The organism is Nocardia aurantia, from assembly GCF_009604425.1.
GTDB lineage: Bacteria > Actinomycetota > Actinomycetes > Mycobacteriales > Mycobacteriaceae > Nocardia > Nocardia aurantia.
In genome coordinates this window covers 75,857-101,094 of the sequence record NZ_WEGI01000010.1, presented here as the reverse complement: position 1 = coordinate 101,094, position 25,238 = coordinate 75,857, and the positions used below count along the sequence as shown (strand labels likewise).

Genomic DNA, 25,238 nt, shown 5'->3' with positions numbered 1-25,238 from the left:
CGGCGAGGCCGGCCTCCGTGGCCGCGAGCGGCTCGGCGTCGACGGGCTCGTCGGCGTCGGTCACCACGGCCGCGTCGGCGTCCTCGGTGCGGACGTCACGGATCGCGGCGCGCAGCCAGGTGGTGACGACATCCTCGGCGATCTCCAGATCGACCGTGGTGTCGTCGGCCTCGACCACGGTGCCAAGCAGCCCCGACGTGGTGGTGACGCGGTCGCCGACCTTCAGACCCGCCTGCAAGGTGTTGACCTTCTCCGCCTCGCGCTTCTGGCGGCGGACGCCGAGAAACATCGGCACGAGCAGGGCTACCAGTAGCAGCGGAAACAGCAGTTCCATCGTCGTCGTCGGTCCCTAGTCTGTGGGGGTGGTCTGAGTGCGTACCCCCACAGTCTGCCAGCAACTACGGGTCCTGCCACATTCGCACGCCTGGAGTTCGCAGAATTGTCGGCGGTCCGGGCCTTCGCACCCGATTCGTCCGACTCGGAACAGTTGTTTCGCGCCTATCGGACACCGATCCGGCCGTAGGCGTAATCGTCGAGCGGAAAGCTCACCGCCTCGCGATGCGTCGTCACAGTGCTGTTCGGACGCAACAGCGCGGCCTCGCCGTGCTGATTGAAGTAGTAGCTGCGCGCGGTGGCGCAACTGCCCGCGTAGAACACCGACGAGCCGAGTTTCTCGGTGACGTAGTCGAGGAATCGGGTGTTGGCCGCCTCGGTCACCTCGAACACCCGCTCGCCGCGCCGGGACAGCTCCCCGAACAATCGGCCCATGTGCTTCATCTGCGCCTCGATGGTCGTGAAATACGACAGGCCGCTGTACGAGTACGGGCTGTTCAGCGAGAGGAAGTTCGGGAAGTGCGGGACCGTGATGCCCTCGTACGCCTGGAAACGGTTGTCGCGCCAGAACTTTCCGAGGTTGACCCCGTCCCGGCCGATGATCTCGAAGGCCGGGAAGTTGACGTCCCAGAGGTTGAATCCGGTGGCGAGGATCAGCGTATCGATCTCCGTCTTGCGCCCGTCGGCGGTGACGATGCCGTCCGCCTCCAGGTGGTCGATGGCGTTCGTCTCCAGTCGCACGTGCGGCGCGTTGAAGGTCCGGAAGTAGGTGTTGGAGAAGGTGGGCCGCTTACAGCCGAAGTCGTAGTGCGGGGTGAGTTTGCGGCGGGTCTCCGCGTCGCGGACCTGCGCGCGCAGGTGCGCCTTCGCCAGCAGCGCCGCCGCGCGATTGCCGAGCCGGGCCTGCTTGTAGTGCAGTACGCCGGTCACCATGAGCAGTTCCAGCGCCGCGGTGTTGACCAGCCGGGCCGCCTTCTGTGTGACCGGAGCGCGCGCGAACAGCCGCTGCACGGCCTCGGGAATCGCGGTGTCGACCTTCGGCACCACCCAGATCGGGGTGCGCTGGAAGACCGTCAGCGCCGCCGCCTGCCCGGCCACCTCCGGCACCAGCTGTACCGCCGTGGCGCCGGTGCCGATGATCGCCGCGCGGCGGTCGCGCAGGTCGTGGTCGTCGTCCCACGCGGTGGTGTGCAGGATCCGCCCACGGAAGGATTCGATACCCGGGAACGGCGGGGTGTAGGGCTGGGACAGGAACCCGGTCGCGGTGAGCAGGTAACGGGCGGTGAGGGTTTCGGCGCTCCCCCGCGCCGGTTCGTCGACCGTGACCACCCAGTGCTGCTGATCCTCGTCCCACCGCGCGCCGGAGACGTTGCGGCCGAACCGCATTCGCCCGATCAGGCCGTACTTGTCCGCGACGTGCCGCGCGTACCGCTTCAGCTCCACGCCGGGCGCGAACAGCCGCGACCAGTACGGATTCGGTTCGAACGAATAGGAATACGTGACCGAGGCGATGTCCACGGCCAGCCCGGGATAGCGGTTGACGTGCCAGGTCCCGCCGAGATCGTTCTCCCGTTCCAGGATCAGGTAATCGCGCAGGCCGAGCCGGTCCAGCTGGATGCCGGCGCCCATCCCGCCGAATCCGGCGCCGACCACGATCGCATCGTACTGAGGTGCCACGACGAACCTCCCCGCTACTCGAAGTATCCGTTACAGGATGACACACTATTCTGCCCCGAGCGCACCGGCAATATGCGGAAACCGGCCCGGCCGGCGCTCAGCCGGCCGATCGGTTGCGACAATAGGCCGGTGACTCCCCACGAAGTGCGACGGATGCGGTTCGGCCGGGCGCCGATCGGGCATCGCGGCTACGACGCCGCCGAGGTGGACGCGTTCCTGGAGTCGGTGGCCCGGGCACTCGGTGGGCACGCCGGTCTGTCTGCCGCCGCGATCCGCGGTGCCGAATTCCGGACCGCGCCACTGGGTCATCGCGGCTACGACCGCGACGAGGTCGACGAATTCCTCGACCAGGCGTGTGCGGAACTGGAATTCGCCCGACGCGGCGCGATCCGGCCCGCGGACGAGCGGACGGTGCTGACCTCGGCGGACGTGCAGCGCACCCAGTTCTCCGGTCCGCCGTTCGGACATGCCGGCTACGCCGCCGACGAGGTCGACAGCTTCCTCGACCGGGTCGCCGCCGCCCTGGCCCACATCGGCCCCAGCGGGCTGACCGGCACCGACGTCCGCACGGTGAATTTCGGCCTGGCCCACGCGGGTACGGCCGCGTACCGGATCGATGAGGTGGACGCGTTCCTCGAGGTCGTGGCGCGGGCGCTGCCGGTGGCGTGAGCGGGTCCGGGTCGACAAGGTGAGCGCGTTACCCGGCCCGGTGACGCGGCACCTGCCGGTGACTCCAACGACACGGTGAGCGCGTTGCCCGACCCGAGGTGGCGCGGCGCTGCCTGTGACTCGGGCGGCCCCGGACCGGCGAGATTGATGTGGACACCGAAGCGGGTGGCGGCGCGGTCGATGACGCGACCGGCCGAACGCGGGCGCGTCGGCCCGCTACGACCCGTCGAACAGGTCCAGGGTGGGGTGTGGTTCGCGGCCGCGGACCTCGATCGAGCCGAACACGAGGTCCGGCGGCGGGACGAGGCCCAGGTGTTCCCAGGCGGCGGCGGTCGCTACCCGGCCGCGGGGAGTGCGGGCGATCATGCCCGCGCGCACCAGGAACGGCTCGCACACCTCCTCGACGGTGGTCGCCTCCTCCCCCACCGCGACGGCCAGCGTCGACACGCCCACCGGTCCGCCGCCGAAACTGCGCACCAGGGCACCGAGCACCGCGCGGTCGAGCCGGTCCAGGCCGAGGCCGTCCACGTCGTACACGGCCAGCGCGGCCCCCGCGATCTCGCGGGTGACCCGGCCGTCGGCGCGCACCTCGGCGTAGTCGCGGACCCGGCGCAGCAGCCGGTTCGCGATGCGCGGCGTGCCCCGGGAGCGGCCGGCGATCTCGGCGGCGGCCTCGGTGTCGATGCGGATCTCGAGGATGCGCGCCGAACGCAACAGGATGTGCCGCAGTTCCTCGGGTTCGTAGAAGTCCATGTGGCCGGTGAAGCCGAACCGGTCGCGCAGCGGGCCGGTCAGCGCGCCGGATCGGGTGGTCGCGCCGACCAGGGTGAACGGCGCGATCTCCAGCGGGATCGAGGTCGCCCCCGGCCCCTTGCCGACCACCACGTCGACGCGGAAGTCCTCCATCGCGAGATACAGCATCTCCTCGGCCGGGCGCGCCATGCGATGGATCTCGTCGATGAACAGCACGTCGCCCTCGACCAGATTGCTCAGCATGGCCGCCAGATCGCCGGCCCGCTCCAGCGCCGGGCCGGACGTGATCCGCAGGGCGGAGCCGAGTTCCCCAGCGATGATCATCGCCATACTGGTCTTGCCGAGCCCGGGCGGGCCGGACAGCAGCACGTGATCCGGGGTTCCGCCACGGAGTTTCGCGCCGCGCAGCACCAGCGCGAGTTGCTCGCGGACCCGGGGCTGGCCGATGAAGTCGTCCAGCGACTTCGGGCGCAACCCCGCCTCCACCTCGCCGTCGGAGTTGAGATAGGCCGGGGTGACCGGAGATTCGGCGTCGTCGTCGTAGCCGGGCAGGTCGGGATCGTCGGAAGTGGTCACGCCGGACTACCGATTCTTGCCCAGCAGGCCCAGGGCCGCCCGCAGCGCCTTCGAGGTGCCCAGATCCGGATCCTCGGTGAGGACCGCGTCGACCGCCGGTTCGGCCTGCCGCACCGGGAATCCGAGTCCGATGAGCGCCTCCACCACCTGATCGCGCACCGGGGTGACCACCGCCGCGGGACCCGCGCCCGGCGGACCCGATTGCACCGGAACGAGATTCACCTTGTCGCGCAGTTCGACCACCATCCGCTCGGCGCCCCGCTTACCGATCCCCGGCACCCGGGTCAGCGCCGCGATGTTGCCCTCCGCCAACGCCTTTCGCAACGACTCCGGCTCCAGCACCGCCAGCACCGCCATCGCCAGCCGGGGGCCGACCCCGGAGACTGTCTGCAACAGGCCGAACAGGTCGCGCGCCTCGGTGTCGGCGAAACCGAACAGCGTCATCGAATCCTCGCGGACGATCATCGCGGTGCAGAGCCGCGCCTCCTCGCCGCGGGTGAGACCGGCCAGGGTCGCGGGCGTGGCGTTGAGCCGGTAGCCGACGCCGGCGGCCTCGAGCACCACATGGTCGAGCCCGATCTCGAGCACCTCACCGCGTACCGACGCGATCACCCCAGCACCGCCTTCCGTTGCTTGTCCACCCGTTCCAGGTATTTGCGCTGCGCCGCCGCGGCCTGGGCCTCGGCTTTGGCCATCCGATCCAGCATCGGCGCTCGCCAGCAGTGGCAGATCGCCAGTGCGAGCGCGTCGGCCGCATCGGCGGGTTTCGGCGCGGTCGCCAAGCCTAGGATGCGCGTCACCATCGCGGTCACCTGGGCCTTGTCCGCGGAGCCGTTACCGGTGACGGCGGCCTTCACCTGGCTGGGGGTGTGGAAGGCGACCGGGATCTCCCGGCGGGCCGCCGCGAGCGCGATGACGCCGCCGGCCTGTGCGGTGGCCATCGCCGTGCGCACGTTGTGCTGGGAGAACACCCGCTCGATGGCGACCGCCTCGGGCCGGTGCCGGTCCATCCACTCCTCGGCCGCGTCGGCGACCAACAACAACCGTTGCGGCAGCGCCATTTCCGGCGGTGTGCGGATCACGTCGACCGCGACCGCGGTGACCTGCCGTCCCAGCGCGCCGTCGACGATGCTCACGCCGCACCGGGTGAGCCCGGGGTCGACACCCATCACCCGCACGTAAGCACCCCTGTCGAGTTCGCGAACAGTTGTTCGAAGTCTAGCGGAGGCGGCGGGCCGTCCGGACCATCGACACGGATCCCGGCGGCCCCTCCGCACCCGCACATCGCGACCACCCGAGGTGCGGCGTCAGGCTCGCAGCCGGGAAGCGAAGGCGTCGTGGGCATCCGGGGTGAACAGCACGAAACGCACCTCGGCGACGTCGGTTCCGGCGTCCCGCACGGTCTCGATCGCGATCCGGGCGCCGTCGTCGATCGGCCAGCCGTAGACCCCGGTCGAGATCGCCGGGAAAGCGACCGTCCGCGCCCCCAATTCGTCCGCGACGCGCAGGGATTCGCGATAGCAGGAGGCCAGCAGCGCCGACCGGTCCTCGCGCGCCGACCACACCGGCCCGACGGTGTGAATCACCCAGCGCGCGGGCAGCTTTCCGGCGGTGGTGGCCACCGCGCGGCCCGTCGGCAGGCCGTCCCGGAGATCGGTCGCGCGCAATTCCCGGCAGGCGGCGAGGATTTCGGGCCCACCCCGGCGGTGGATCGCACCGTCCACCCCGCCCCCACCGAGCAACCCCGAATTCGCCGCGTTGACCACGGCATCCACCTGCTGTTCGGTGATGTCCCCATGCACCAGCACCAGTTCCGGCATACGGCGATTCTCGCACCGCGCGAGCGTGCGACCGCGCGCACCCGGCCTCATGAGTCGCCCATCGGCGTACGGCCGAGACGGAAGGAGCGACCGGAGGTCCCGTCTGCCGTCGACCGGTCGGCCGGGCCACACCTCCCGGAACCGTTGCGAACCCGACCGGTTCGCACGCCGGTGCGACGCCGACGGTCGGGCCGCCCCTCGGAACCCGTTGCGGCCGTCGCCGATTCGCACGAACCGGTGCCACGACGACAGTAGCGTCACCTCTCGCAACCCGTTGCGGCCGTCGCCGATTCACACAAACCAGTGCTCCGCCGACAGTAGCGTCACTTCTCGGAACCCGTTGCGGCCGTCGCCGATTCGCACGAACCGGTGCCACGACGACAGTAGCGTCACTTCTCGGAACGCGTTTCGGCCGCGGCCGATTCGCGCAAGCCGGTGAGCAGCAGGTTCAGGCCGAAGAGGTACTGGTCGACACCGCAGGACCGGACCCGGATCAGTTCCGGCGCGAGATCGGCGATCATCGGATGGGCCTGCGGCGAGAGCCGGGGCATTTCGCCGGGTTCGTGCGCCGCGGCCCGTACCCGGCCCAGCGCCGCACCGAAGGTGTACTGCAGCAACACCACGTAGCCGCGCGCGGTGCATTCCCGGTCCAGACCCGCGCCCCGCAGCTGCCGGACGATGAATTCCAGTGCGGCCGTGGCGGTATCGGCGAACTCGTCGTCGCCGTGCATCCCGGTGGCCAGTACCCGCATGACCGCGGGCCGCTCGACCAGCAGGCCGTACAGCGCGGTGCAGCACGCGCGGACCTGTTCCTCCCAGTCGCCCTCGACCGCGGGCGGATGGAAGCTGTCGAGCACCCGATCGCGGGCGGCCTGCAGGATCTCGTCCTTACCGCGGAAGTACGTGTAGAGGGTCATCGTGCCCACGCCGAGCTCCGCGGCGAGCGTGCGCATGGACAGTTCCTCCGCCGTGGTGGTGTCGAGCAGGTGCAGCGCCGCGTCGACGATCCGGTCGGCGCTGAGCGTGTTGCGCGTCGCTCGGCGGCGGGATGCGGCTGGGGTCACTCCGTGCTCCTGGGAACGGGATGGTTGCGATTCGGTGAACAGTCTGCTGGTATGTTGGTCCGTACTGCGTACGGTACATCGTACGCCAACCGCGAAGCGGAGGTCAGCGGAATGATCGAGCCCATCCGGTCCTCCCTGTCTCGATATCGGGCGCATCTCGGTGAGATCGCCCTGCTGCTGTCGCTCTACATCGCCTACGACGGCACCCGGTTCCTGGTCCGGGGCGGTCAGGACGTGGCCGACCGGAACGGGCAGGTCGTGCAGCGCGTCGAGGACCGGCTGGGTCTGCGGCCCGAGCACTGGCTGAACAACCTGGTCGCCGACCGGGCCTGGCTCGGTATTCCGGCCGACTACGCCTACGCCACCCTGCACTACGTGGTGACCGCGGCCGTGCTGATCTGGCTGTGGCGGGCGCATCGGCCCGCCTACCGGCGCGGCCGCACCCAGCTCGCGCTGGCCACCGTCGCCGGGCTGGCCGGATTCGTGTTCTTCCCGACCGCGCCGCCGCGACTGCTGACCGGCGGCGGATACGTCGACGTGATGTCCGAGCACGCCGCGGCCGGCTGGTGGGACGACGACGCCAGCGCGCCGCGCGGATTCGGCTCGATCACCAACGAATTCGCCGCGATGCCCAGCCTGCACGTCGGCTGGGCGGTGTGGTGCGGGCTGCTGGTCTTCCGGCACGCCCGGCACCGGTGGGTCCGGGCCCTGGGCGCGGCCTACCCGGTCCTGATCGTGCTGGTGGTCGTCGGCACCGCCAACCACTACCTGCTGGACGGCATCGCCGGAACCGCCCTGATCCTGCTGGCGGGCTGGGCCGCCACCCCGTACCTGCGCTGGTTCGACGCGACAACCGTCCGGTTGCGCGCGCTGCCGGCTCGCGTGGGTGCACAGCTGCCCGTGGAACAACCCACCGCGAGGCCCGCGACCGCCGTCCCCAGCAGATACCTCGCCCCGGCCCACGGCACATATGCTGTGCCACAAGGACATTCCGCACCTGAAGGTATCGCGTACGCCGTCGCCACCGGCCGCCCTGTCCCGGCCGCAACCACCGGCCGCCCTGCCCCGGCCGCCGTCCCCACCGGGCACCCTGCCCCGGCCGCCGCCACCGGGCACCCTGCCCCGGCCGCCGCCACCACCGGCCGCGCCACAACGGCCGCTGCGGCCCCCGGACGCCCCGCCTCGGCTTCGCGCACCACGCGACATCCGGCCGACCTCCCCGGCGGGCTCCCCGCGAGCGGGCGGCCCGCGCCGACGGTCCTCGCGGCCGCTCGGCATCCCATCGCGATCCCCGCGCTGACCGCCCTCGCCACGGGGCTGCGCGCGGCCGGGGCGGTGATGGTGCCGCCGCTGGGCGCGGAACCTCAGCGAAAATCCGCGTAACCGACCCGTGACCGGCATGCCGGTCGCGCCGCGTGCGCCGATCTCGCCGACCCGCAAGGCTGCCTGGTCGTCGAAGATCTCGAACCGCACCCCGACCGCGCGCCGCACCCTCGCCACGCGATCGAACGGATGACAGCGCGCCCGCGCGACACCGGGCACCACGATCAGGAAGACGCGACACCCGAGCACCACGATCGGGAAGAACAGTGGCACCCAGGCACCACGATCGGGAGGACAGTGGCGCCCGGGCACCACGATCGGGAAGAACAGTGGCAGCCGGAGGCCCTGCCACGGAAAGCGAACCCCCGGCAAGGCCGACCGACCGGTCCGTCTTCGTGCGGAAATCGGCGCCATACCCCGGTAGATTTCTCGCCGACGTGCCCACCTCCGACCGGCGCGTCGAAGGGAGACGGCCGTGCGCGGCATCTGGTGGGAGACGGACCGCTGGCGGGAGCGCCTGCGCACGAATCTCTGGTTCGTGCCGACCCTCGTGGTGCTGGTCGCCATGCTGATCTTCGCGGTCACGCTCACCCTCGATCGCGCGGCCGCGAACGGCGCCTTCCAGATTCCGCCCTGGGTTATCGGCGGCACGCCGGACGCGGCCCGGCAGGTGCTCACCGCGATCGCGGCCGCGATCATCACCGTGGTCGGCGTGGTCTTCTCGATCACCATCGTGGCGCTGACGCTGGCCTCCACCCAGTTCGGTCCGCGCATGCTGCGCAACTTCATCCGCGATCGCGGCACCCAGCTAACCCTGGGAACCTTCGTCGCGACCTTCGTCTACGCCATCGCCGTGCTGGTGGTGCTCGGGCCGGACTTCGTGCCGCACATCGGCGTCACCGTGTCGATCGCCTCGATGGTGCTGGATCTGGCGGTGCTGATCTATTTCATCAACCACATCGCGATGCAGATCCAGCTGCCGAACGTGATCGCCGACATCGCCCGCGACGTCAACCTGGCCGTGGACGCCAACCGGGACCTGTCCCCCACCACCGCCGCGCAGGGCCCGTCGACCGCCGAACTGCTCACCCTGCTCGACGAATCCGGCGGCGTGGTGCGGACGACCAGCAGCGGTTATCTGCAGTACATCCGCTACGAGCGACTGGTCCGGCTGGCGGCGGCCGCCGACGCCGTCGTCCATCTGCCCTACCGTCCCGGCCATTTCCTCACCGAGGGACAGGTGGTGGCCACGGTGTGGCCGGCCGACGCGGCCGACCGGATCGCCGAGAACTTCGCCCGCGGGCACGTCACCGGGTCGACACGCAGTCTGGTGCAGGACATCTCGTTCGGCATCGACCAGCTGGTGGAGATCGCCCTGCGCGCCCTGGGCTCCTCGACCAACGACATCTTCACCGCACTGGCCTGCATCGACTGGCTCGGTGACTGCCTGTCCCGGATCGCGGTCGCCTGGGATCCGGTACCCGTGCGGCGGGATCGGCTCGGGCGGATCCGGGTGATCGCCTCTCAGGTCAGCTACGAACGACTGGTGCAGCGCGCGTTCGAGAAGATCCGCCAGGCCGGCCGCGGCGACACCGCCGTGATGATCCGGCTGCTCGACGCGCTGACCCGGATCTCCGACAGCACCACCGATCCCGGGCGCCGCCGGGTGCTGCTCGACCAGGCCGCCATGATCGAACGGCAGATCGACGACACCATCCCCGAACCCGCCGACCGCGCCGACGTCCGGCGGCGTTGCCGGATGTTCCACGCCGCCGCCTCATCCGGACTCGGCGACACGCCGGACGGAACGAACGCCGAATCCGCCACGATCGCGCTCGGATAGGGGGCGATCCACCGGACTCGGAGCGGATTCACAGCCGGCGTTCAAGAAAAGGATCGAGGATTACGATCGTGTTTCTAGCGCCGATGGACGTACCGACGACGCCGCTGCCCACCACGAGCGTCGCCCCGCCCCCGCCCCCACAGCTTCCGTCGGCGAACCTCCACCCCTACGGAGGTTTCCACCGCGGGCTGTCGCTGCTGCACGGCTGGCTCCCGCTGACCATCGAACTGGTCGCGCTCGCGCTGTTGATCATCGCGATCGTGCGGCCGAGCCGGCAATGGTGGCTGATCCGCGTGCCGATCGCCCTGGTGATCGCCGTGGCGGCGGGCCTGGCTGGCCTCTACTACATGAACGAACAGGGGCTGGCCTCCGATCCGGCGCCGCCGCTGCTGTGGGTGTGTGTGGGCGCCACCGCCGCCGCGATCGCGATCGCCGTGCTCGGCTGGCCGCGCGCCCGCTGGTGGTACCGGGTCGTCGCCATCCTGGCGGTGCCGGTGACGGCGGCCAGCGCGGCCGTCGTCCTCAACCAGTGGGTGGGCTACTACCCGAGCGTGCAGTCGGCCTGGAACGCCGTGACCGCCGGCCCGCTGCCGCATCAGACCGCGCTCGACGCGCTCGCCGGCATGCGTGACACGAACCCGAAGACCGGTGTCGTGGTGCCGGTGGACATCCCCACCAGCGGTAGTCACTTCCCGCATCGTACCGAGGACGTCTATCTGCCGCCGGCCTGGTTCGCCGGCCCGAATCCGCCGAAACTGCCGGTCGTGATGATGATCGCCGGCGAGTTCAACACCCCTGGGGACTGGTTGCGCAGCGGCCAGATCATGCCCGATATCGACAAGTTCACCGCCGCCAACAACGGGCAGGCGCCGATCATGGTGTTCATCGACTCCAGCGGGTCGTTCAACAACGACACCGAATGCGTCAACGGGCCGCGCGGCGACGCCGCCGACCACCTCACCAAGGACGTCCCGTCGTACGTGGAACAGAAGTTCGGCGCGTCCGCCGACCCGGCCAACTGGGCGGTGATCGGCTGGTCGATGGGCGGCACCTGCGCGATCGACCTGACCGTCATGCATCCGGAACTGTTCCACACCTTCGTCGACATCGCCGGGGACATCGGCCCGGTGTCGGGCAACAAGGAGCAGACCGTCAAGCGGCTGTTCGGCGGCGACGCCGCCGCCTGGGATGCCTTCGATCCGGTGACCGTGATGCAGAAGCACGGCCCGTACACGGGGGTCGCCGGCCTGTTCGACGATCTGACCCCGCCCAAGCGGATGACCGACGGCAAGACCACCGACGGCAAGACGCCGGACTTCCGGATGCCGAAGGTGTCCGAGGATCAGGTGGGCTTCGGCGGCCAGGACGGCGTCATGGACACCGGCGAGGTCGGGGCGGCCGAGAAGCTGTGCGAGACCGGGCACCAGGTCGGCATCGAGTGCACGATCCACACCACCGAGGGCGGCCACACCTGGCAGTTCGCCTCCGCGGCGTTCCGCTCGTCACTGCCGTGGGTGACGGCCCGCGTCGGCCTGCCGGTCCCCGTGACGCAGTGACTCGTGGGTGCGGCCGCGCCGCACCGGGCGGCTCAGTGCGACTGCCGGATTCGCGCCGCGGGCCGGTCCCGGTGGTCCCAGGCCACCAGGATGTCCGGCTCGGCCGCGGCCTCGCGCCGATGCCGCAGCAACGCCTCGACGGTGAAGGCGGTCGCCGGATCCGCCGCGCGGCGCAGCGCCCCCTCGGACAACCGGAGTTCGACCGTCAGATCGAAATCCAGGCCCCGGCCAAGCAGCATCGGCCCGGCCACTAGGAGCACCGTATCGCCGTTCGCCGCAACGGTTCTCGCGCGGGCTGAGCGGTCGGTGCGCTCGTCCCAGAGCGCGGGCAGCCAGCGGTCGTCTCGCCGGAGTGCTTGCAGCACTTCCCGATCCAGTCCGGCGTAATCGAACCAGGCTGTCCGGTAGGACATCTCGTCGCGGCCGAACTCGTAACGCAGGGAGGCGGGCCGGACGAAATCGTGCAGCGACACCACCGCGGCGGCCCGGCCGCGGGCGCGCAACCGGTCCGCGATCCCGCCCGCGAAGACCACCGGATCGGCCGCGTCGGCGCCCTCGATCGCCACCACGGCGTGGCCGGTCCGGACGGCCGCGCGCTCGGTGACCAGGTCGAGGAGGGCGTCGGCGGTGATGGCGATGAACTCGGGCACCGATCCATCATGTCCGATTCGCCGTGCCGTAGCGTGAGCCGGACCGGCAAGGGCGTGAGCCGGACCGGCAAGGGAAGGACGAGACATGGCCACGATCGAGGAGGCGTTGGAGATCGAGCGCCTGGAGCGGGACATCTTCCGCGGCGCGTCGGTCGCGACCCAGTTGCCCCGAACCTTCGGCGGACAGGTTGCCGGGCAGGCGCTGGTCTCCGCGGTCCGGACCGTCGAACCCCGCTTCGAGGTGCACTCCCTGCACGGGTACTTCCTCCGGCCCGGCAACCCCGCCGAACGCACCGTCTTCCTCGTCGAACGCATCCGCGACGGCCGCTCGTTCAGCACCCGCCGCGTCACCGGCGTGCAGAACGGCGAGGCGATCTTCACCATGTCGGCCTCCTTCCACGTCGGCGACGAGGGGCCGAACCATCAGGACACGATGCCGAATGTTCCCGGGCCGCAAGATATTTCGGAGGACAGCGCGGGCTGGAGCGAGGAGCGCGCGTGGCGGATGCGGGAATGGGAGCACTGGGACATCCGGTCCATCCCGGCCGCGGAGGTGTCGCACCACTCCAGTCTCGCCGCGCAGCAACAGATCTGGTTCCGTTACCGGCACCCGCTGCCCAACGACCCGCTGTTCCACGTCTGCACCCTCGCGTACATGAGCGACATGTCGCTGCTGAGCAGTTCGCTTGTGCCGCACCCGGACGCGCACACCCAGACCGCCTCGCTGGATCACGCCATGTGGTTCCTGCGCCCGTTCCGCGCGGACGAATGGCTGCTGTACGACCAGTTCTCCCCCTCCGCGGGCTGGGGCCGCGGCCTCACCGGCGGTCGCATCTTCACACAGAACGGCGAACTGGTCGCCTCCGTGGTCCAGGAGGGCATGATCCGGTACCGGCGCGAACTCTGATGTGACCGGGAGCACAGCCGACGGGCGCGGAAAAGGCGGGCACAGCCTGCTCGTATCCTGTTTTCGTGACACCGACGATCGGCGTGCTCGGCCTGCAGGGCGATGTGCGCGAGCATTTCCACGCGCTGGCCGAATGCGGCGCGCAGGCGGTGACCGTGCGCCGGGCCGCCGAACTGGCGAAGATCGACGGCATCGTGCTGCCCGGCGGCGAGTCGACCACCATCAGCAAACTGCTGCAGGTGTTCGAACTGCTGGAACCGCTGCGGCAGCGGCTGCGCGCCGGCATGCCCGCCTTCGGCTCATGCGCGGGCATGATCATGCTGGCCACCGAGGTGCTCGACACCCGGCCCGACATGCGGACCCTGGAGGGCATCGATATGACGGTGCGGCGCAACGCCTTCGGCCGCCAGGTCGACTCCTTCGAGACCGATCTGGACGTCACCGCATTCGACGACGGGCCCGTCCGGGCCGTGTTCATCCGGGCGCCCTGGGTGGAGCGGGCCGGCGAGGGCGTCGAGGTCCTGGCCCGCGTGCCGGACGGCCCGTTCGCGGGCCGTATCGTGGCGGTGCGGCAGGGCGCCGTGCTGGCCACCTCGTTCCATCCCGAGGTGACCGGTGACCTGCGGTTCCACCGCCTGTTCGTGGATTCGATCGTCCGGGGCGGGGTCGGCGCGCCCCGGTAGCACCGCCCCATCCGGCCGGGACAGTAGACTGGCACAGTTGTCTGCCCGGACTTCGAGCAACCGACGTGAGGAAGTAGGGAATGAGCGGCCACTCCAAATGGGCCACCACCAAGCACAAGAAGGCCGGCATCGATGCCAAGCGCGGCAAGCTCTTCGCCAAGCTGATCAAGAACATCGAGGTCGCGGCCCGTACTGGCGGTGGTGATCCTGGAGGAAACCCGACGCTGTACGACGCCATCCAGAAGGCGCGCAAGAGCTCGGTGCCGCTGGACAACATCGAGCGCGCCCGCAAGCGCGGCGGCGGCGAGGAAGCCGGCGGCGCCGACTGGCAGACCATCATGTACGAGGGCTACGGCCCCGGCGGCGTGGCGGTGCTGGTCGAATGCCTCACCGACAACCGCAACCGCGCCGCCGGCGAGGTTCGCGTGGCGGTCACCCGCAACGGCGGCAACATGGCCGACCCTGGTTCGGTGTCGTACCTGTTCGGCCGCAAGGGCGTCGTCACCCTGGAGAAGAACGGTCTCTCCGAGGACGATGTGCTCGGCGCGGTCCTCGACGCCGGCGCCGAGGAGGTCAACGATCTCGGCGAGGAGTTCGAGATCATCTCCGACCCCAGCGATCTGATCGCCGTGCGCACCGCACTGCAGGACGCCGGAATCGACTACGACTCCGCCGAATCCGGCTTCCAGCCCTCGGTCTCGGTCACCGCCGACGCCGAGCTGGCCCGCAAGGTGTTCAAACTCGTCGATGCCCTGGAAGACTGCGACGACGTGCAGAACGTGTACACGAACGTCGATGTGTCCGACGAGATTCTGGCGGAGCTCGACGCGTAGTCCGCCCGGGTTTCTCGCACCGACGGTGAAGGCCGCCTCTCCGAGAGAGGCGGCCTTCACCGTCCGCCCGCACGCTCACCGTCCGGTCCAGCCGTATTTCGGCCGTGCAGGACAGAGATGCGAGTGATCGAGGGCTGCGGCAACCGGATTCGGCCGCCGTCGGGAGGGCGGACGACGCGGTCTCCGACCGATTTCCGGGCCGGCTTTCCTGCCCGAAGGTGCTGGGCAGCAGCGCCGGGGTGTCGATCGGCGGCGAGATCGTGGTCGGATCCTGCCGCGCCGGAACGCCTAGTCGACGGTGAGGACCAATTTGCCTACGGTGCGGCCGGTTTCGCCGAGAGCGTGCGCCTTCGCGGCCTCGGACAGCGGGTACACCCCGGCGATGGTGGGGCGTAGCGCGCCGGATTCGGCGAGGTCGGTGAGTGCCGCCATGCCCGCGTGATCGGCTTCCACCAGAAGGGTTTCGGCGCGCTTGCCCGCTCGCTCGGCGGCTTCGCGGAGTTTGCCGCCGTCGTCCCGGGCGCGCAGGGTGACCACCAGGCCGCCGGGCCGCAGCGTGGCGATCGAGCGGATCGCGTTCTCGATGTCGATCGCGTCCAGCACGACATCGACATCGTGCACAGTGTCCGCGAAATCCACGGTGCGGTAGTCGATCACCTCGTCGGCGCCGATACCGCGCAGGAATTCGTGGTTGGCGGCGCTCGCGGTGCCGATCACGTACGCGCCCAGCGACTTCGCGATCTGCACCGCGAAGTGGCCGACCCCACCGGCCGCGGCGTGGATCAGAATCCGTTGCCCCGCTTGCAGATCGGCGGTGTCGACCAGCGCCTGCCGGGCCGTCAGCGCGGCCAGCGGGATCGCCGCGGCCTGCGCGTGGTCGAGGTTGCGCGGTTTACGGGCGAAGGCGCGGGTCGGCCCGACCACGTATTCGGCGGCGGCGCCGTGGCCGTGCGGGTAGGGCAGCATGCCGAACACCTCGTCGCCGGGCCGGAACAGCGTGACGCCGACGCCGGTCGCGGCGACCACGCCGGAGACGTCCCAGCCGAGTACATACGGCGGCGCTGGCAGGAACAGGCCCGCGCGGGCGCGGTGCGCCCAGTCGGTCGGGTTGAGGGCGGTGGCGCGCACCCGGACCAGGATCTCGCTCGGGCCGGGTTTCGGTACGGGCAGTCGGATCTCGTGCAGTACCTCCGGTCCGCCGAGGGCGTCCTGGCCGATGGCGCGCATGGTGTCCGGAATCGGGTTCGTGGTCATGAATCCAGCATGCCGCCGGGCGCGCCGCCGGGAAATGGCATGATCGCCACTCTTCGATAGGATCGTGCCATGCGTGTTACCGAACCCCATCGCGTCGTGGTGCTGGCGCTCGACGGCGTGTACCCGTTCGAGCTCGGCATCCCGACCCGGGTGTTCGGCTCGGCCGACGGGCGATACGAGGTCCGCACCTGTTCGGTCGACGGCCGGCCGGTCCGGTCGGGGGCCGACTTCGACATCGCGGTCCGGCACGACGCCGCGGTACTGGAAACCGCGGACACCGTGGTGATTCCGCCCTGCGATATCGAAGCGATCCTGGAAAACGGCCTGCCGGAGCCGGTTTCGGCCGCCCTCGCGCGAATCCCGGTCGGCGCCAGGCTGGTATCCATCTGCACCGGCGCCGCCGTGGTCGCCGCGGCCGGGCTGCTGGACGGCCGCCCGGCGACCACGCACTGGAACGCCACCGACCGTTTCCGCACCGCGTTCCCCCGCGTCCGATTGGATCCGGACGTGCTGTACGTCGACGACGGCACCCTGCTGACCTCGGCGGGCGCGGCCGCCGGGGTCGACCTCTGCCTGCACCTGATCCGGCTCGACCACGGCAGCGAGGTCGCCAATACCGTGGCCCGCCGGTGTGTGGTGCCGCCGTGGCGCGACGGCGGCCAGGCGCAGTACATCGAGCAACCCGTACCGCGGACCACATCGGCCGGTACCGGCGCGGCCCGCGACTGGGCCCTGCGGCATCTGAATCTTCCGCTGACACTGGACGATCTGGCCCGCCGCGCCGGGATGAGCGGCCGCACCTTCGCCCGCCGCTTCCGCGACGAGGTCGGCGAGAGCCCCGGCCGCTGGCTCATCCAGCAACGCCTGTTCCGCGCCCGCGAACTGCTGGAATCCACCGATCTGCCGATCGACCGGGTCGCCGCCGAGGTCGGCTTCGCCACCGGCGCCTCCCTCCGGCAGCATCTGCACGAGGCGATCGGCGTCTCCCCGCTGACCTACCGGCGCACCTTCCGCGCGGGTTCCGCGCCCGCGCCGAAGGTCCGGACTGCGATGACCTCCTGAGCGAAACATCAGTATTCCCACAGTGATTCGCAGGCCTGCCGGCGGGACAGGTCCGGGTGAGCGCGGCCGACCGGGAGCCTCGGCCGACCCGCCGAGCACAACGGCCGCCCCACCGAAAGATGGGGCGGCCGTTAGAGATTCAGGCGCTCACCGGCCGGACCGGAGGAAATCCCCCGCTCACCAGCCGCGCTCGGCCAGCCGATGCGGCTCCGCGATCTCCTCGACGTTGATGCCGACCATCGCCTCGCCCAGGCCGCGCGACACCTTCGCCAGCACGTCCGGATCGTCGTAGAAGGTGGTGGCCTTGACGATGGCGGCGGCTCGCTGCGCCGGATTGCCCGACTTGAAGATGCCGGAGCCGACGAACACGCCCTCGGCGCCCAGCTGCATCATCATCGCGGCGTCGGCCGGGGTCGCGATGCCGCCGGCGGTGAACAGTACGACCGGCAGCTTGCCGGTCGCGGCGATCTCGCGCACCAGTTCATACGGCGCCTGCAGTTCCTTGGCCGCCACGAACAGCTCGTCCTCGGGCAGCGAGCTCAGCCGGCGGATCTCGTCGCGGAGCTTGCGCATGTGGGTGGTGGCGTTGGACACGTCGCCGGTGCCGGCCTCACCCTTGGAGCGAATCATGGCCGCGCCCTCGGTGATCCGCCGCAGCGCCTCGCCCAGGTTGGTGGCGCCGCACACGAACGGGACGGTGAACTGCCACTTGTCGATGTGGTGCGCGTAGTCGGCGGGGGTGAGCACCTCGGACTCGTCGATGTAGTCGACGCCGAGGCTCTGCAGCACCTGCGCCTCCACGAAGTGGCCGATGCGAGCCTTCGCCATGACCGGGATCGAGACGGCCTCGATGATGCCGTCGATCAGATCCGGATCGCTCATCCGGGCGACGCCACCCTGCGCGCGGATGTCGGCGGGCACCCGCTCCAGCGCCATGACCGCGACCGCGCCGGCGTCCTCGGCGATCTTGGCCTGCTCCGCGGTGACGACGTCCATGATCACGCCACCCTTGAGCATCTCGGCCATGCCGCGCTTCACGCGGGCGGTGCCGGTTCCGGTCGCTCCGGTCGGGGTGGTCTCGGTCACGGCAAACTCCTGGGTCATCGGGGCCAATCGGGGGGCGTGCGAATGCGAACACCTCGATTGTAGGCAGCCCGATCAGGCCACTTGATAGCCAGTTGGGCGGCACTGGACCGCCGGCCACCGGGAACGGGCGGCCGGCGCGAAGATCGGCGGCTAGCCACCCGCTACCCGCGGATCGTCAGATCGGGTCGATCACCAGCAGTGTCGCCCAATAGGTTGCCGCCTCTTCCCCGAGGTAGGGCAGCAGAAAGTCGTGCAGGATATACGACATCTTCACGGGGACCTCACCTCCATCAGGTCGCCGCCGGTCTCGGCGGCACTATCGCTTCCGACCATAACCGATCGGTCACAACGGTGGGCGGACTCACAGGTTCCGCCCGGAATCAACGGATGGACCGGACCTCCGGGTCGGTATCGGCCGCGGCGGCCGCCACCGCCTCCGGGAGCAGGCGGTCCAGTTCGTACGGGTAGACCGTCTCGCCGGAGGCGTCCAGCGCGACGATGTCGGCGGGCTCGCACCACTTGTTGCCGCTGATGCTGCGGCGCTCCAGCACGGTGAAGCTGGCCGGGGACGGATCGAACGCGTCGACCCGGGTGACGAAGAACAGTTCCTCGGAGCGGATCAGCTCCCCGTTGAACGGGAACACCGCGACCCGCCGCCAGATCGGGCCGCGCAGCGCCGACGAATCCAGCGCGAGGCCGGTCTCCTCCCACAGTTCCCGCACCGCGGCCGCGCGCAGCGTCTCCCCCGGCTCCACGCCGCCGCCGACGGTGAACCAGAACGGGACGTCGGGGGTCATCGGATCGCAGCCGCGCAGCAGCAGCACCCGGCCGGCCTCGTCGAGCAGCACCACCCGCGCCGAGGTGCGGACGCTGTCGACTTCCAGGCCGGTGCCGGCGGCCGGGGTGGCCCGCTCGGCGATCTCGAAATAGGTCGGCAGCGGCGCCGTACCGCCGAGGTGCAGCAGCCGCACCGGGCGGCGGGTGCGCAGCGCGAGCGTGTCGCGCACCGCGTCGTTGTGGAAGCGGCGGGCGATCAGCACCCGGGCCTCGGCGTCGGCCAATTCGGCGACCAGCTGGGTGGGCAGGCCGGTGACATCGAGCGCCGACAGCGCGGCGGCGAGCTGGTTCTCCGCGGTCTCCCGGTCCGACCAGTCCGCTCGCTCGGCCCGATCCGCCAGGGCGACAAGGCGTTTCGCGCGTTCGGCGACCGTGTCGTCGGTGCTCGCGCCGGCCACCGCGACGGCGACCGTCCGAGTCACCACCGCCCGCCGGGCCAGCGCGTATTCCAGCGCGTGCCGGGCCTGGTCGCCCCGGACGTGCAGGCGGTCCAGCCGGTTCGCCGTCGAGTAGGCCCAGACGCCGACGGCGACCACCACGGCCGCGACCAGAGCGAGGATCAGGATCGTGGTCGCGGAGAAGGTGATCATCCGGCGGTCCGTACTCGGGCGTCGCCGACGGTGACCGTCTCGTACACCCGCAGAATCTGCTCGGCCACCACGGGCCAATCGTATTCGCCCACAACCTGATTCGCGGTGCGGATCAGGTCGGCGCGGCGTTGCGGATGACCGAGCAGGTCGTCCAGTGCGCCCGCCAGCGCCGTCGCGTCACCCACCGGCACCAGCCGGCCGGCCGTGCCGTCGCGCAGTACCCGGCGGAATGCGTCGAGATCGCTCGCGACGACGGCCGTACCCGCGGCCATCGCCTCCACCAGCACGATGCCGAAACTCTCGCCGCCGATGTTCGGCGCGCAGTAGAGGTCGGCGCTGCGCATCGCCGACGCCTTCTCCGCATCCGACACCTGGCCGAGGAAGCGCAGATGCCCGGCCAGATCGCCGGCCTCGCGGCGCAGCCGGTCCTCGTCGCCGCGCCCGACGATGAGGATCCGCACGTCCGGATGCCGCTTCACCAGCCGCGGCAGCGCGCCCAGCAGCACCGCCATGCCCTTGCGCGGCTCGTCGTAGCGGCCGAGGAACAGCACCGTGCCGCCCTCGCGCGGATATCCCGGCAGCGGCGGCGCGTTCGAGAACGCCTTCACGTCGACGCCGTTGGGGATCTCCACCGCGTCGCCGCCGAGCGCCTCGACCTGCCAGCGCCGGGCCAGCTCCGAGACGGCGATGCGCCCGGCGATCTTCTCGTGGTACGGCCGCAGCACCCCCTGGAAGGTGGCCAGCACCAGCGACCGGGTGGTCGAGGTGTGGAAGGTGGCGACGATCGGGCCCTCGGCGATCTTCAGCGCCAGCATCGACAGGCTCGGCGCGTTCGGCTCGTGGATGTGCAGGACGTCGAAATCGTTGTCCGCGATCCAGCGGCGGATGCGGGTGTAGGCCGTGGGCCCGAACGACAGTCGCGCCACCGACCCGTTGTAGGGGATGGCCACCGCGCGCCCGGCCGACACCACGAAATCGGGCAGCGGGGTGTCGTCGGCGGCCGGGGCCAGCACGCTCACCCGGTGCCCGCGTTCGATCAGCACCTGTGCCAGTTCGACCACATGAGACTGCACGCCCCCGGGCACGTCGAACGAATAGGGGCAGACCATACCGATCTTCATCGCTGTTCGTCTCCCGCGATGTCGGCCGGATTCCGCGGCGACGGCGTGCGCTGCGCCTGCGCGGTGGCGATGCGGGCGCGGCGTTCGGCCGACAGATCGCTCTCCCACAGCGGTTGCAACATGTGCCAATCGGCCGGATGCTCGGCGATGTTCGCGGCGAACCGGTCCGCCAGTGTCTGGGTCGCGGCCTCGATACCGCCGGACACGTCGACCTCGGGATCGACCTTCACGGCCCAGCCCTCCCGGTCGTCGACCTCCGTGAACCAGGCGTGCACCGGCAGCAGCGCCGCACCGGTGTCGACGGCCAGCTTCGCGGCGCCGGCGGGCATCCAGGTCCGCTCACCGAAGAAGTTCACCGGCACCCCTTTTCCGGTGAGGTCCCGCTCCCCCAGCAGGCAGATCACCTGATTCGCGCGCAGCCGCTCGGCCAGTTGCGCGAACGGCGGCTGCTCACCACCGGTCAGCGGGAAGACCTCGAAACCGAGGCTCTCCCGATAGGACACGAAGCGCCGGAACAGCGATTCCGGGCGCAGTCGCTCGGCGACCGTCGAGAACGTGCCGTAGTGCTGTACCAGCCACAGCCCGGCCATATCCCAGTTGCCGGAGTGCGGGAGTACGAAGATCCCCCCGCGACCGGCCGCCAGCGCCACATCCAGCCGTTCGATGTTCTGCACCGGCGGCATCCGGTCCGGGGCGGTGATCGCCGCGTGGTCCATCGACGGCAGCCGGAACGCCTCTCGCCAGTACCGCGCGTAGGAACGCATACTCGCCGTGATCAACTCGTCGGGCACCGCCGCCGGTGCGACGCCGAGCACTCGGGAGAGGTTGCGGCGCAATTGATTCGGCGCGCCCCGGTGCGCTGCCCGATTGGCCCGGCGGCCCGCCCAGGTGCCACCCGTATCGAACACCCGGCGCGCGGTGTTCTCCGGCAGTCCCCGGACCAGCCGCCATCCGGCCGCGTACGCTCGATCGGTCAGCGCGGCTTTCATATCCATCATCGCCGCCGCCTAGTTCGTGGGCCCGGGCTCGACTTTGCCCACAGGGGCGATCACCTCGCGCGCGCCCGCCGAATTCCGCACTGCCAGCACCCGCTGGAACACGGTGACGATGCTGAGCACGGCCAGGATGTACATCGCCACGTAGACCGCGTAGGTCAGCCACTCGATGCCGAAATAGCCGCCGATACCGGTGAATCCGGCGCCGACGAGCACGATCACCAACCGGTCCGGGCGCTCGATCAGGCCGCCGTCGGCGGACAGTCCGCTGGCCTCGGCCCGCGCCTTCGCGTACGAGATGACCTGCGAGGTGACCAGCACCACCAGCGTCGCCACGAACAGCTGCTTGCTGTGCTCGTGGTACACCGACCACCAGGCCAGCGAGGCGAAGATCGCGCCGTCGGCCACCCGGTCGCAGGTGGCGTCCAGCACCGCGCCGTAGCGCGTGCCGCCGCCGCGCGCGCGGGCCATCGCCCCGTCGAGCATGTCGAACATGACGAACAACCAGATCACCATCGTTCCCCAGAACAGGTGATCGGTCGGGAACAGCGTCACCGCGGCGACGATGGAGGCGGTGGTGCCGATCAGCGTCATCGTGTCCGGGGTGAGCCCGGTGCCGACCAGCGCCCGGCCCAGCGGCGCGGTCGCCTTGGCGAAGGTCTCGCGGCCGAAGAAGCTCAGCACTACGCCTCCTGTGCTTCTGCGGGACATCCGCACCCGGTCGGCTCCGACGGGCAGGCTGCGCGAGAATAGCCCATCTACGCCTCCTGTGCTTCTGCGGGACACCCGCACCCGGTCGGCTCCGACGGGCAGGCTGCGCGAGAATAGCCCATCTACGCCTCCCAGGCTTCCGCGAGCAGCGCCCGGGTCTCGCGCAGCAATTGCGGCATCACCTTCACCCCGCCGACGACGGTGATGAAGTTCGCGTCGCCGCCCCAGCGCGGGACGATGTGCTGATGCAGGTGGTCGGCCAGCGAGCCGCCGGCCACCCCGCCGAGGTTCAGGCCGACGTTGAAGCCGGCCGGGTGCGACACCTTCTTCATCACCCGGATCGCCTGCTGGGTGAAGGCCATCAGCTCGATGCTCTCCTCGAGGGTGAGATCCTCGAGGTCGGCGACGCGGCGGTACGGCACCACCATCATGTGACCGGGGTTGTACGGATACAGGTTCAGCACCGCGTACACCCACTGCCCGCGCGCGATCACCAGACCGTCCTCGTCGGACATCTTCGGGATCTCGATGAACGGATGCCCGGACTTGACCGAATCGCCCGCCGGTTCCCCGTTTTCGACCTCACGCTCGGTGATCGCACCGGCGATGTACGACATCCGATAGGGAGTCCACAACCGCTGCAACCGATCCGGTTCGCCGACGCCCCGGTCGACGATGCTCCCGGCCGACCCCGCGGCCGAATCGGCCCGGGCGGCAGCCTCTTCCACAGTGCGCTCGCTCATACCCCATCCTGTGTCCGGCGGGCGGTCATTCAGGAACCCTTCCGGATCTCGAAGCCCTCCGCGGTGGGCGAGGCGTTCTCCCGCCGCCCGATCCAGTCCACCACAGTGGCCACCGCATCGGCGACCGGCACACCGTTGACCTGGGTGCCGTCGCGGAATCGGAAGCTGACCGCGCCGGCGGCGACATCGCGCTCGCCGGCCAGCAGCATGAACGGCACCTTCTGCGCGGTGTGGTTGAAGATCTTCTTCTGCATCCGGTCGTCGCTGCGGTCGACCTCGGCCCGCACGCCCGCGGCCTTCAACCGCGCCACCACCTGCTCCAGATGCGGCACGAAGGTGTCGGCCACCGGGATGGCGACGACCTGCGCCGGGGCCAGCCAGGCCGGGAAGGCGCCCGCGTAGTGCTCGGTGAGCACGCCGAAGAACCGCTCGATGGACCCGAACAGCGCGCGGTGGATCATCACCGGGCGCTTCTTGGTGCCGTCGTTGGCGGTGTACTCCAGCTCGAACAGCTCCGGCTCGAAGAAGTCCAGCTGGATGGTCGACATCTGCCAGGTGCGACCGAGCGCGTCCTTCGCCTGCACGGAGATCTTCGGGCCGTAGAACGCGGCCCCGCCCGGATCCGGCACCAGTTGCAGGCCCGACGCCTCGGCGACCTGCCGCAGGGTCTCGGTCGCCTCCTCCCAGACGTCGTCGGCGCCGACGTACTTCTTCGGATCCTTGGTCGACAACTCCAGGTAGAAGTCGTCGAGGCCGTAGTCCTTCAGCAGGTCGAGGACGAAGTTCAGGATGGTGGTCAGTTCCTCCTGCACCTGCTCCTGGGTGCAGTAGATGTGCGAATCGTCCTGGGTGAAGCCGCGGGCGCGGGTCAGGCCGTGCACCACGCCGGACTTCTCGTACCGGTACACCGAGCCGAACTCGAACAGCCGCAGCGGCAGTTCCCGGTACGACCGGCCGCGGGACCGGTAGATCAGGTTGTGCATCGGGCAGTTCATCGGCTTGACGTAGTAGTCCTGGCCGGGCTTGCGGACCGTGCCGTCCTCGTTGTACTCCGCGTCCAGGTGCATGGGCGGGAACATGCCGTCGGCGTACCACTCGAGGTGCTTGGAGGTCTCGAACAGATGCGCCTTGGTGAGGTGCGGGGTGTTGACGAACTCGTAGCCGCCCTCGACGTGGCGCTGCCGCGAGTAGTCCTCCATCTCCTTGCGGATGATGCCGCCCTTGGGGTGGAACACCGGCAGGCCCGAACCCAGCTCGTCCGGGAAGGAGAACAGGTCCAGCTCCAGGCCGAGCTTGCGATGGTCGCGCTTCTCGGCCTCCGCCAGCATGGCCAGGTACTCGTCCTGCGCCTCCGGCGACTCCCAGGCGGTGCCGTAGACACGCTGCAGGCCCTCGCGGTCCTGGTCGCCGCGCCAGTAGGCGGCGGAGCTGCGGGTCAGTTTGAAGGCCGGGATGTACTTGGTGGTCGGGCAGTGCGGGCCGCGGCACAGATCGGCCCAGATCCGCTCGCCGGTGCGCGGGTCGAGGTTGTCGTAGATGGTCAGTTCGTTGCCGCCGACCTCCATGACCTCGGGATCGTCGATACCGGACTTGTCGGAGATCAGTTCGAGCTTGAACGGCTCCTTCGCCAGCTCGACCCGGGCCTCCTCGACATCGACCACGCGGCGCGAGAACCGTTGCGCGCCTTTGATGATCTTCTTCATCCGGGACTCCAGCTTGGCCAGATCCTCGGGGGTGAAGGGGCGGTCGACCTGGAAGTCGTAGTAGAAGCCGTCCTTGATGAACGGGCCGATGCCCAGCCGGGCGCCCGGGAACTCCTGCTGCACGGCCTGGGCCAGCACATGTGCGGTGGAGTGCCGGATGACGTTGCGGCCGTCCGGGGAACCGGCGGCGATCGGCTCGACGTCGACGTCGGTCTCCGGGGTCCAGGACAGATCCTTGAGGTTGCCCTCCGGATCGCGGACGACGATCACCGCGTCGGGGCCCTTGTTCGGCAGTTCTGCCTCGCGCAGCGCGGCGCCCGCCGTCGTCCCGGCCGGCACCCGAACGAGGGCGGCTGGGGTGGTGCGGGCTGAGGTGGTCACGGCTGCGCTCTCCTTGGCAGTCTCGGGCGGGCGGCTGCCCGCATGGTAGGACGGGTGGTGACCCGTCC

General features: G+C 70.2%; 23 protein-coding genes and 1 pseudogene. 8 read left to right on the top strand and 16 right to left on the bottom strand.

Annotated features, from left to right (window positions below):
* Nucleotides 1–108 precede the first annotated feature (108 nt).
* Together yajC and NRB56_RS22680 are read right to left on the bottom strand one after the other, a co-directional pair.
* A pseudogene (gene yajC / locus NRB56_RS22685) lies at nucleotides 109–334 on the bottom strand (preprotein translocase subunit YajC); the annotation flags it as partial.
* Nucleotides 335–498: 164 nt separating this feature from the next.
* Entirely contained in the window at nucleotides 499–2,010 is a 1,512-nt protein-coding gene (locus tag NRB56_RS22680) for a flavin-containing monooxygenase (protein WP_319943371.1), read from the bottom strand.
* Between the two features lie 129 nt (nucleotides 2,011–2,139).
* Here NRB56_RS22680 and NRB56_RS22675 point away from each other — a divergent pair, with 129 nt between their 5' ends.
* Nucleotides 2,140–2,679: a DivIVA domain-containing protein gene (locus tag NRB56_RS22675; RefSeq protein WP_319943370.1), complete on the top strand. Its 540-nt coding sequence runs from the start codon at nucleotides 2,140–2,142 to the stop codon at nucleotides 2,677–2,679.
* A gap of 216 nt (nucleotides 2,680–2,895) precedes the next feature.
* Here NRB56_RS22675 and ruvB read toward each other — a convergent pair whose 3' ends face one another.
* From ruvB to NRB56_RS22650, 5 genes are all read right to left on the bottom strand, one after another.
* A complete protein-coding gene (gene ruvB / locus NRB56_RS22670; RefSeq protein WP_153345923.1) occupies nucleotides 2,896–3,984 on the bottom strand; it encodes a Holliday junction branch migration DNA helicase RuvB in 1,089 nt (362 codons plus the stop codon).
* A gap of 30 nt (nucleotides 3,985–4,014) precedes the next feature.
* Nucleotides 4,015–4,620 carry a Holliday junction branch migration protein RuvA gene (gene ruvA / locus NRB56_RS22665; RefSeq protein ID WP_319943369.1) on the bottom strand — a complete coding sequence of 202 codons (606 nt, stop codon included), beginning with the start codon at nucleotides 4,618–4,620 and terminating at the stop codon, nucleotides 4,015–4,017.
* Entirely contained in the window at nucleotides 4,617–5,186 is a 570-nt protein-coding gene (ruvC, locus tag NRB56_RS22660; protein WP_319943368.1) for a crossover junction endodeoxyribonuclease RuvC, read from the bottom strand. The genes ruvA and ruvC overlap by 4 nt, the downstream gene beginning before the upstream one ends.
* 129 nt (nucleotides 5,187–5,315) lie before the next feature.
* The gene (locus NRB56_RS22655) at nucleotides 5,316–5,828 is read right to left on the bottom strand and encodes an O-acetyl-ADP-ribose deacetylase (RefSeq protein WP_153345448.1); all 513 of its coding nucleotides are present in this window, start codon (nucleotides 5,826–5,828) and stop codon (nucleotides 5,316–5,318) included.
* A 389-nt stretch (nucleotides 5,829–6,217) separates the two neighbouring features.
* Nucleotides 6,218–6,892 (bottom strand): TetR/AcrR family transcriptional regulator, encoded by a 675-nt coding sequence (locus NRB56_RS22650; protein WP_194290949.1) that lies wholly within the window; start codon nucleotides 6,890–6,892, stop codon nucleotides 6,218–6,220.
* A gap of 111 nt (nucleotides 6,893–7,003) precedes the next feature.
* Here NRB56_RS22650 and NRB56_RS22645 point away from each other — a divergent pair, with 111 nt between their 5' ends.
* The 3 genes from NRB56_RS22645 (at nucleotide 7,004) to NRB56_RS22635 (ending at nucleotide 11,614) form a co-directional block, all read left to right on the top strand.
* On the top strand, nucleotides 7,004–8,275 hold the full coding sequence (locus NRB56_RS22645) for a phosphatase PAP2 family protein (RefSeq protein WP_194290948.1): 1,272 nt from the start codon (nucleotides 7,004–7,006) through the stop codon (nucleotides 8,273–8,275).
* Nucleotides 8,276–8,690: 415 nt separating this feature from the next.
* Nucleotides 8,691–10,058 (top strand): DUF2254 domain-containing protein, encoded by a 1,368-nt coding sequence (locus NRB56_RS22640; protein ID WP_319943367.1) that lies wholly within the window; start codon nucleotides 8,691–8,693, stop codon nucleotides 10,056–10,058.
* 83 nt (nucleotides 10,059–10,141) lie between these two features.
* Nucleotides 10,142–11,614, top strand: a complete 1,473-nt coding sequence (locus tag NRB56_RS22635; protein ID WP_194290961.1) for an alpha/beta hydrolase — start codon at nucleotides 10,142–10,144, stop codon at nucleotides 11,612–11,614.
* A 32-nt stretch (nucleotides 11,615–11,646) separates the two neighbouring features.
* On the opposite strand, the gene NRB56_RS22630 is transcribed toward NRB56_RS22635, so the two are convergent.
* Nucleotides 11,647–12,264 carry a nucleoside/nucleotide kinase family protein gene (locus NRB56_RS22630; protein WP_319943366.1) on the bottom strand — a complete coding sequence of 206 codons (618 nt, stop codon included), beginning with the start codon at nucleotides 12,262–12,264 and terminating at the stop codon, nucleotides 11,647–11,649.
* A gap of 85 nt (nucleotides 12,265–12,349) precedes the next feature.
* Between NRB56_RS22630 and NRB56_RS22625 the strand changes: the two genes are divergently transcribed.
* From NRB56_RS22625 to NRB56_RS22615, 3 genes are all read left to right on the top strand, one after another.
* Nucleotides 12,350–13,171: an acyl-CoA thioesterase gene (locus NRB56_RS22625; protein ID WP_153345442.1), complete on the top strand. Its 822-nt coding sequence runs from the start codon at nucleotides 12,350–12,352 to the stop codon at nucleotides 13,169–13,171.
* A 65-nt stretch (nucleotides 13,172–13,236) separates the two neighbouring features.
* Nucleotides 13,237–13,854 (top strand): pyridoxal 5'-phosphate synthase glutaminase subunit PdxT, encoded by a 618-nt coding sequence (gene pdxT / locus NRB56_RS22620; protein ID WP_319943365.1) that lies wholly within the window; start codon nucleotides 13,237–13,239, stop codon nucleotides 13,852–13,854.
* Nucleotides 13,855–13,934: 80 nt separating this feature from the next.
* Nucleotides 13,935–14,687, top strand: coding sequence for a YebC/PmpR family DNA-binding transcriptional regulator (locus tag NRB56_RS22615; RefSeq protein WP_153345429.1), 753 nt, complete (start codon nucleotides 13,935–13,937; stop codon nucleotides 14,685–14,687).
* A gap of 288 nt (nucleotides 14,688–14,975) precedes the next feature.
* Here the strand turns inward: NRB56_RS22615 and NRB56_RS22610 are convergent, their stop codons facing one another.
* The gene (locus tag NRB56_RS22610; protein ID WP_153345427.1) at nucleotides 14,976–15,941 is read right to left on the bottom strand and encodes an NADP-dependent oxidoreductase; all 966 of its coding nucleotides are present in this window, start codon (nucleotides 15,939–15,941) and stop codon (nucleotides 14,976–14,978) included.
* A 69-nt stretch (nucleotides 15,942–16,010) separates the two neighbouring features.
* Here NRB56_RS22610 and NRB56_RS22605 point away from each other — a divergent pair, with 69 nt between their 5' ends.
* The gene (locus NRB56_RS22605; protein ID WP_153345425.1) at nucleotides 16,011–17,003 is read left to right on the top strand and encodes a GlxA family transcriptional regulator; all 993 of its coding nucleotides are present in this window, start codon (nucleotides 16,011–16,013) and stop codon (nucleotides 17,001–17,003) included.
* Between the two features lie 177 nt (nucleotides 17,004–17,180).
* On the opposite strand, the gene pdxS is transcribed toward NRB56_RS22605, so the two are convergent.
* The 7 genes from pdxS to thrS form a co-directional block, all read right to left on the bottom strand.
* A complete protein-coding gene (pdxS, locus tag NRB56_RS22600; protein ID WP_153345423.1) occupies nucleotides 17,181–18,107 on the bottom strand; it encodes a pyridoxal 5'-phosphate synthase lyase subunit PdxS in 927 nt (308 codons plus the stop codon).
* Nucleotides 18,108–18,469: 362 nt separating this feature from the next.
* Nucleotides 18,470–19,513 carry an NUDIX hydrolase gene (locus tag NRB56_RS22595; protein WP_319943460.1) on the bottom strand — a complete coding sequence of 348 codons (1,044 nt, stop codon included), beginning with the start codon at nucleotides 19,511–19,513 and terminating at the stop codon, nucleotides 18,470–18,472.
* Nucleotides 19,513–20,637: a glycosyltransferase family 4 protein gene (locus NRB56_RS22590; RefSeq protein WP_153345419.1), complete on the bottom strand. Its 1,125-nt coding sequence runs from the start codon at nucleotides 20,635–20,637 to the stop codon at nucleotides 19,513–19,515. Before NRB56_RS22590 ends, NRB56_RS22595 begins: the two co-directional genes overlap by 1 nt.
* Nucleotides 20,634–21,632, bottom strand: coding sequence for a phosphatidylinositol mannoside acyltransferase (locus NRB56_RS22585; RefSeq protein WP_406603523.1), 999 nt, complete (start codon nucleotides 21,630–21,632; stop codon nucleotides 20,634–20,636). The genes NRB56_RS22590 and NRB56_RS22585 overlap by 4 nt, the downstream gene beginning before the upstream one ends.
* Before the next feature lie 12 nt (nucleotides 21,633–21,644).
* Entirely contained in the window at nucleotides 21,645–22,316 is a 672-nt protein-coding gene (gene pgsA, locus NRB56_RS22580; protein WP_319943364.1) for a phosphatidylinositol phosphate synthase, read from the bottom strand.
* A 149-nt stretch (nucleotides 22,317–22,465) separates the two neighbouring features.
* Nucleotides 22,466–23,086, bottom strand: a complete 621-nt coding sequence (locus NRB56_RS22575) for an HIT family protein (RefSeq protein ID WP_153345413.1) — start codon at nucleotides 23,084–23,086, stop codon at nucleotides 22,466–22,468.
* A 29-nt stretch (nucleotides 23,087–23,115) separates the two neighbouring features.
* Nucleotides 23,116–25,170: a threonine--tRNA ligase gene (thrS, locus tag NRB56_RS22570; RefSeq protein WP_319943363.1), complete on the bottom strand. Its 2,055-nt coding sequence runs from the start codon at nucleotides 25,168–25,170 to the stop codon at nucleotides 23,116–23,118.
* Nucleotides 25,171–25,238 lie beyond the last annotated feature (68 nt).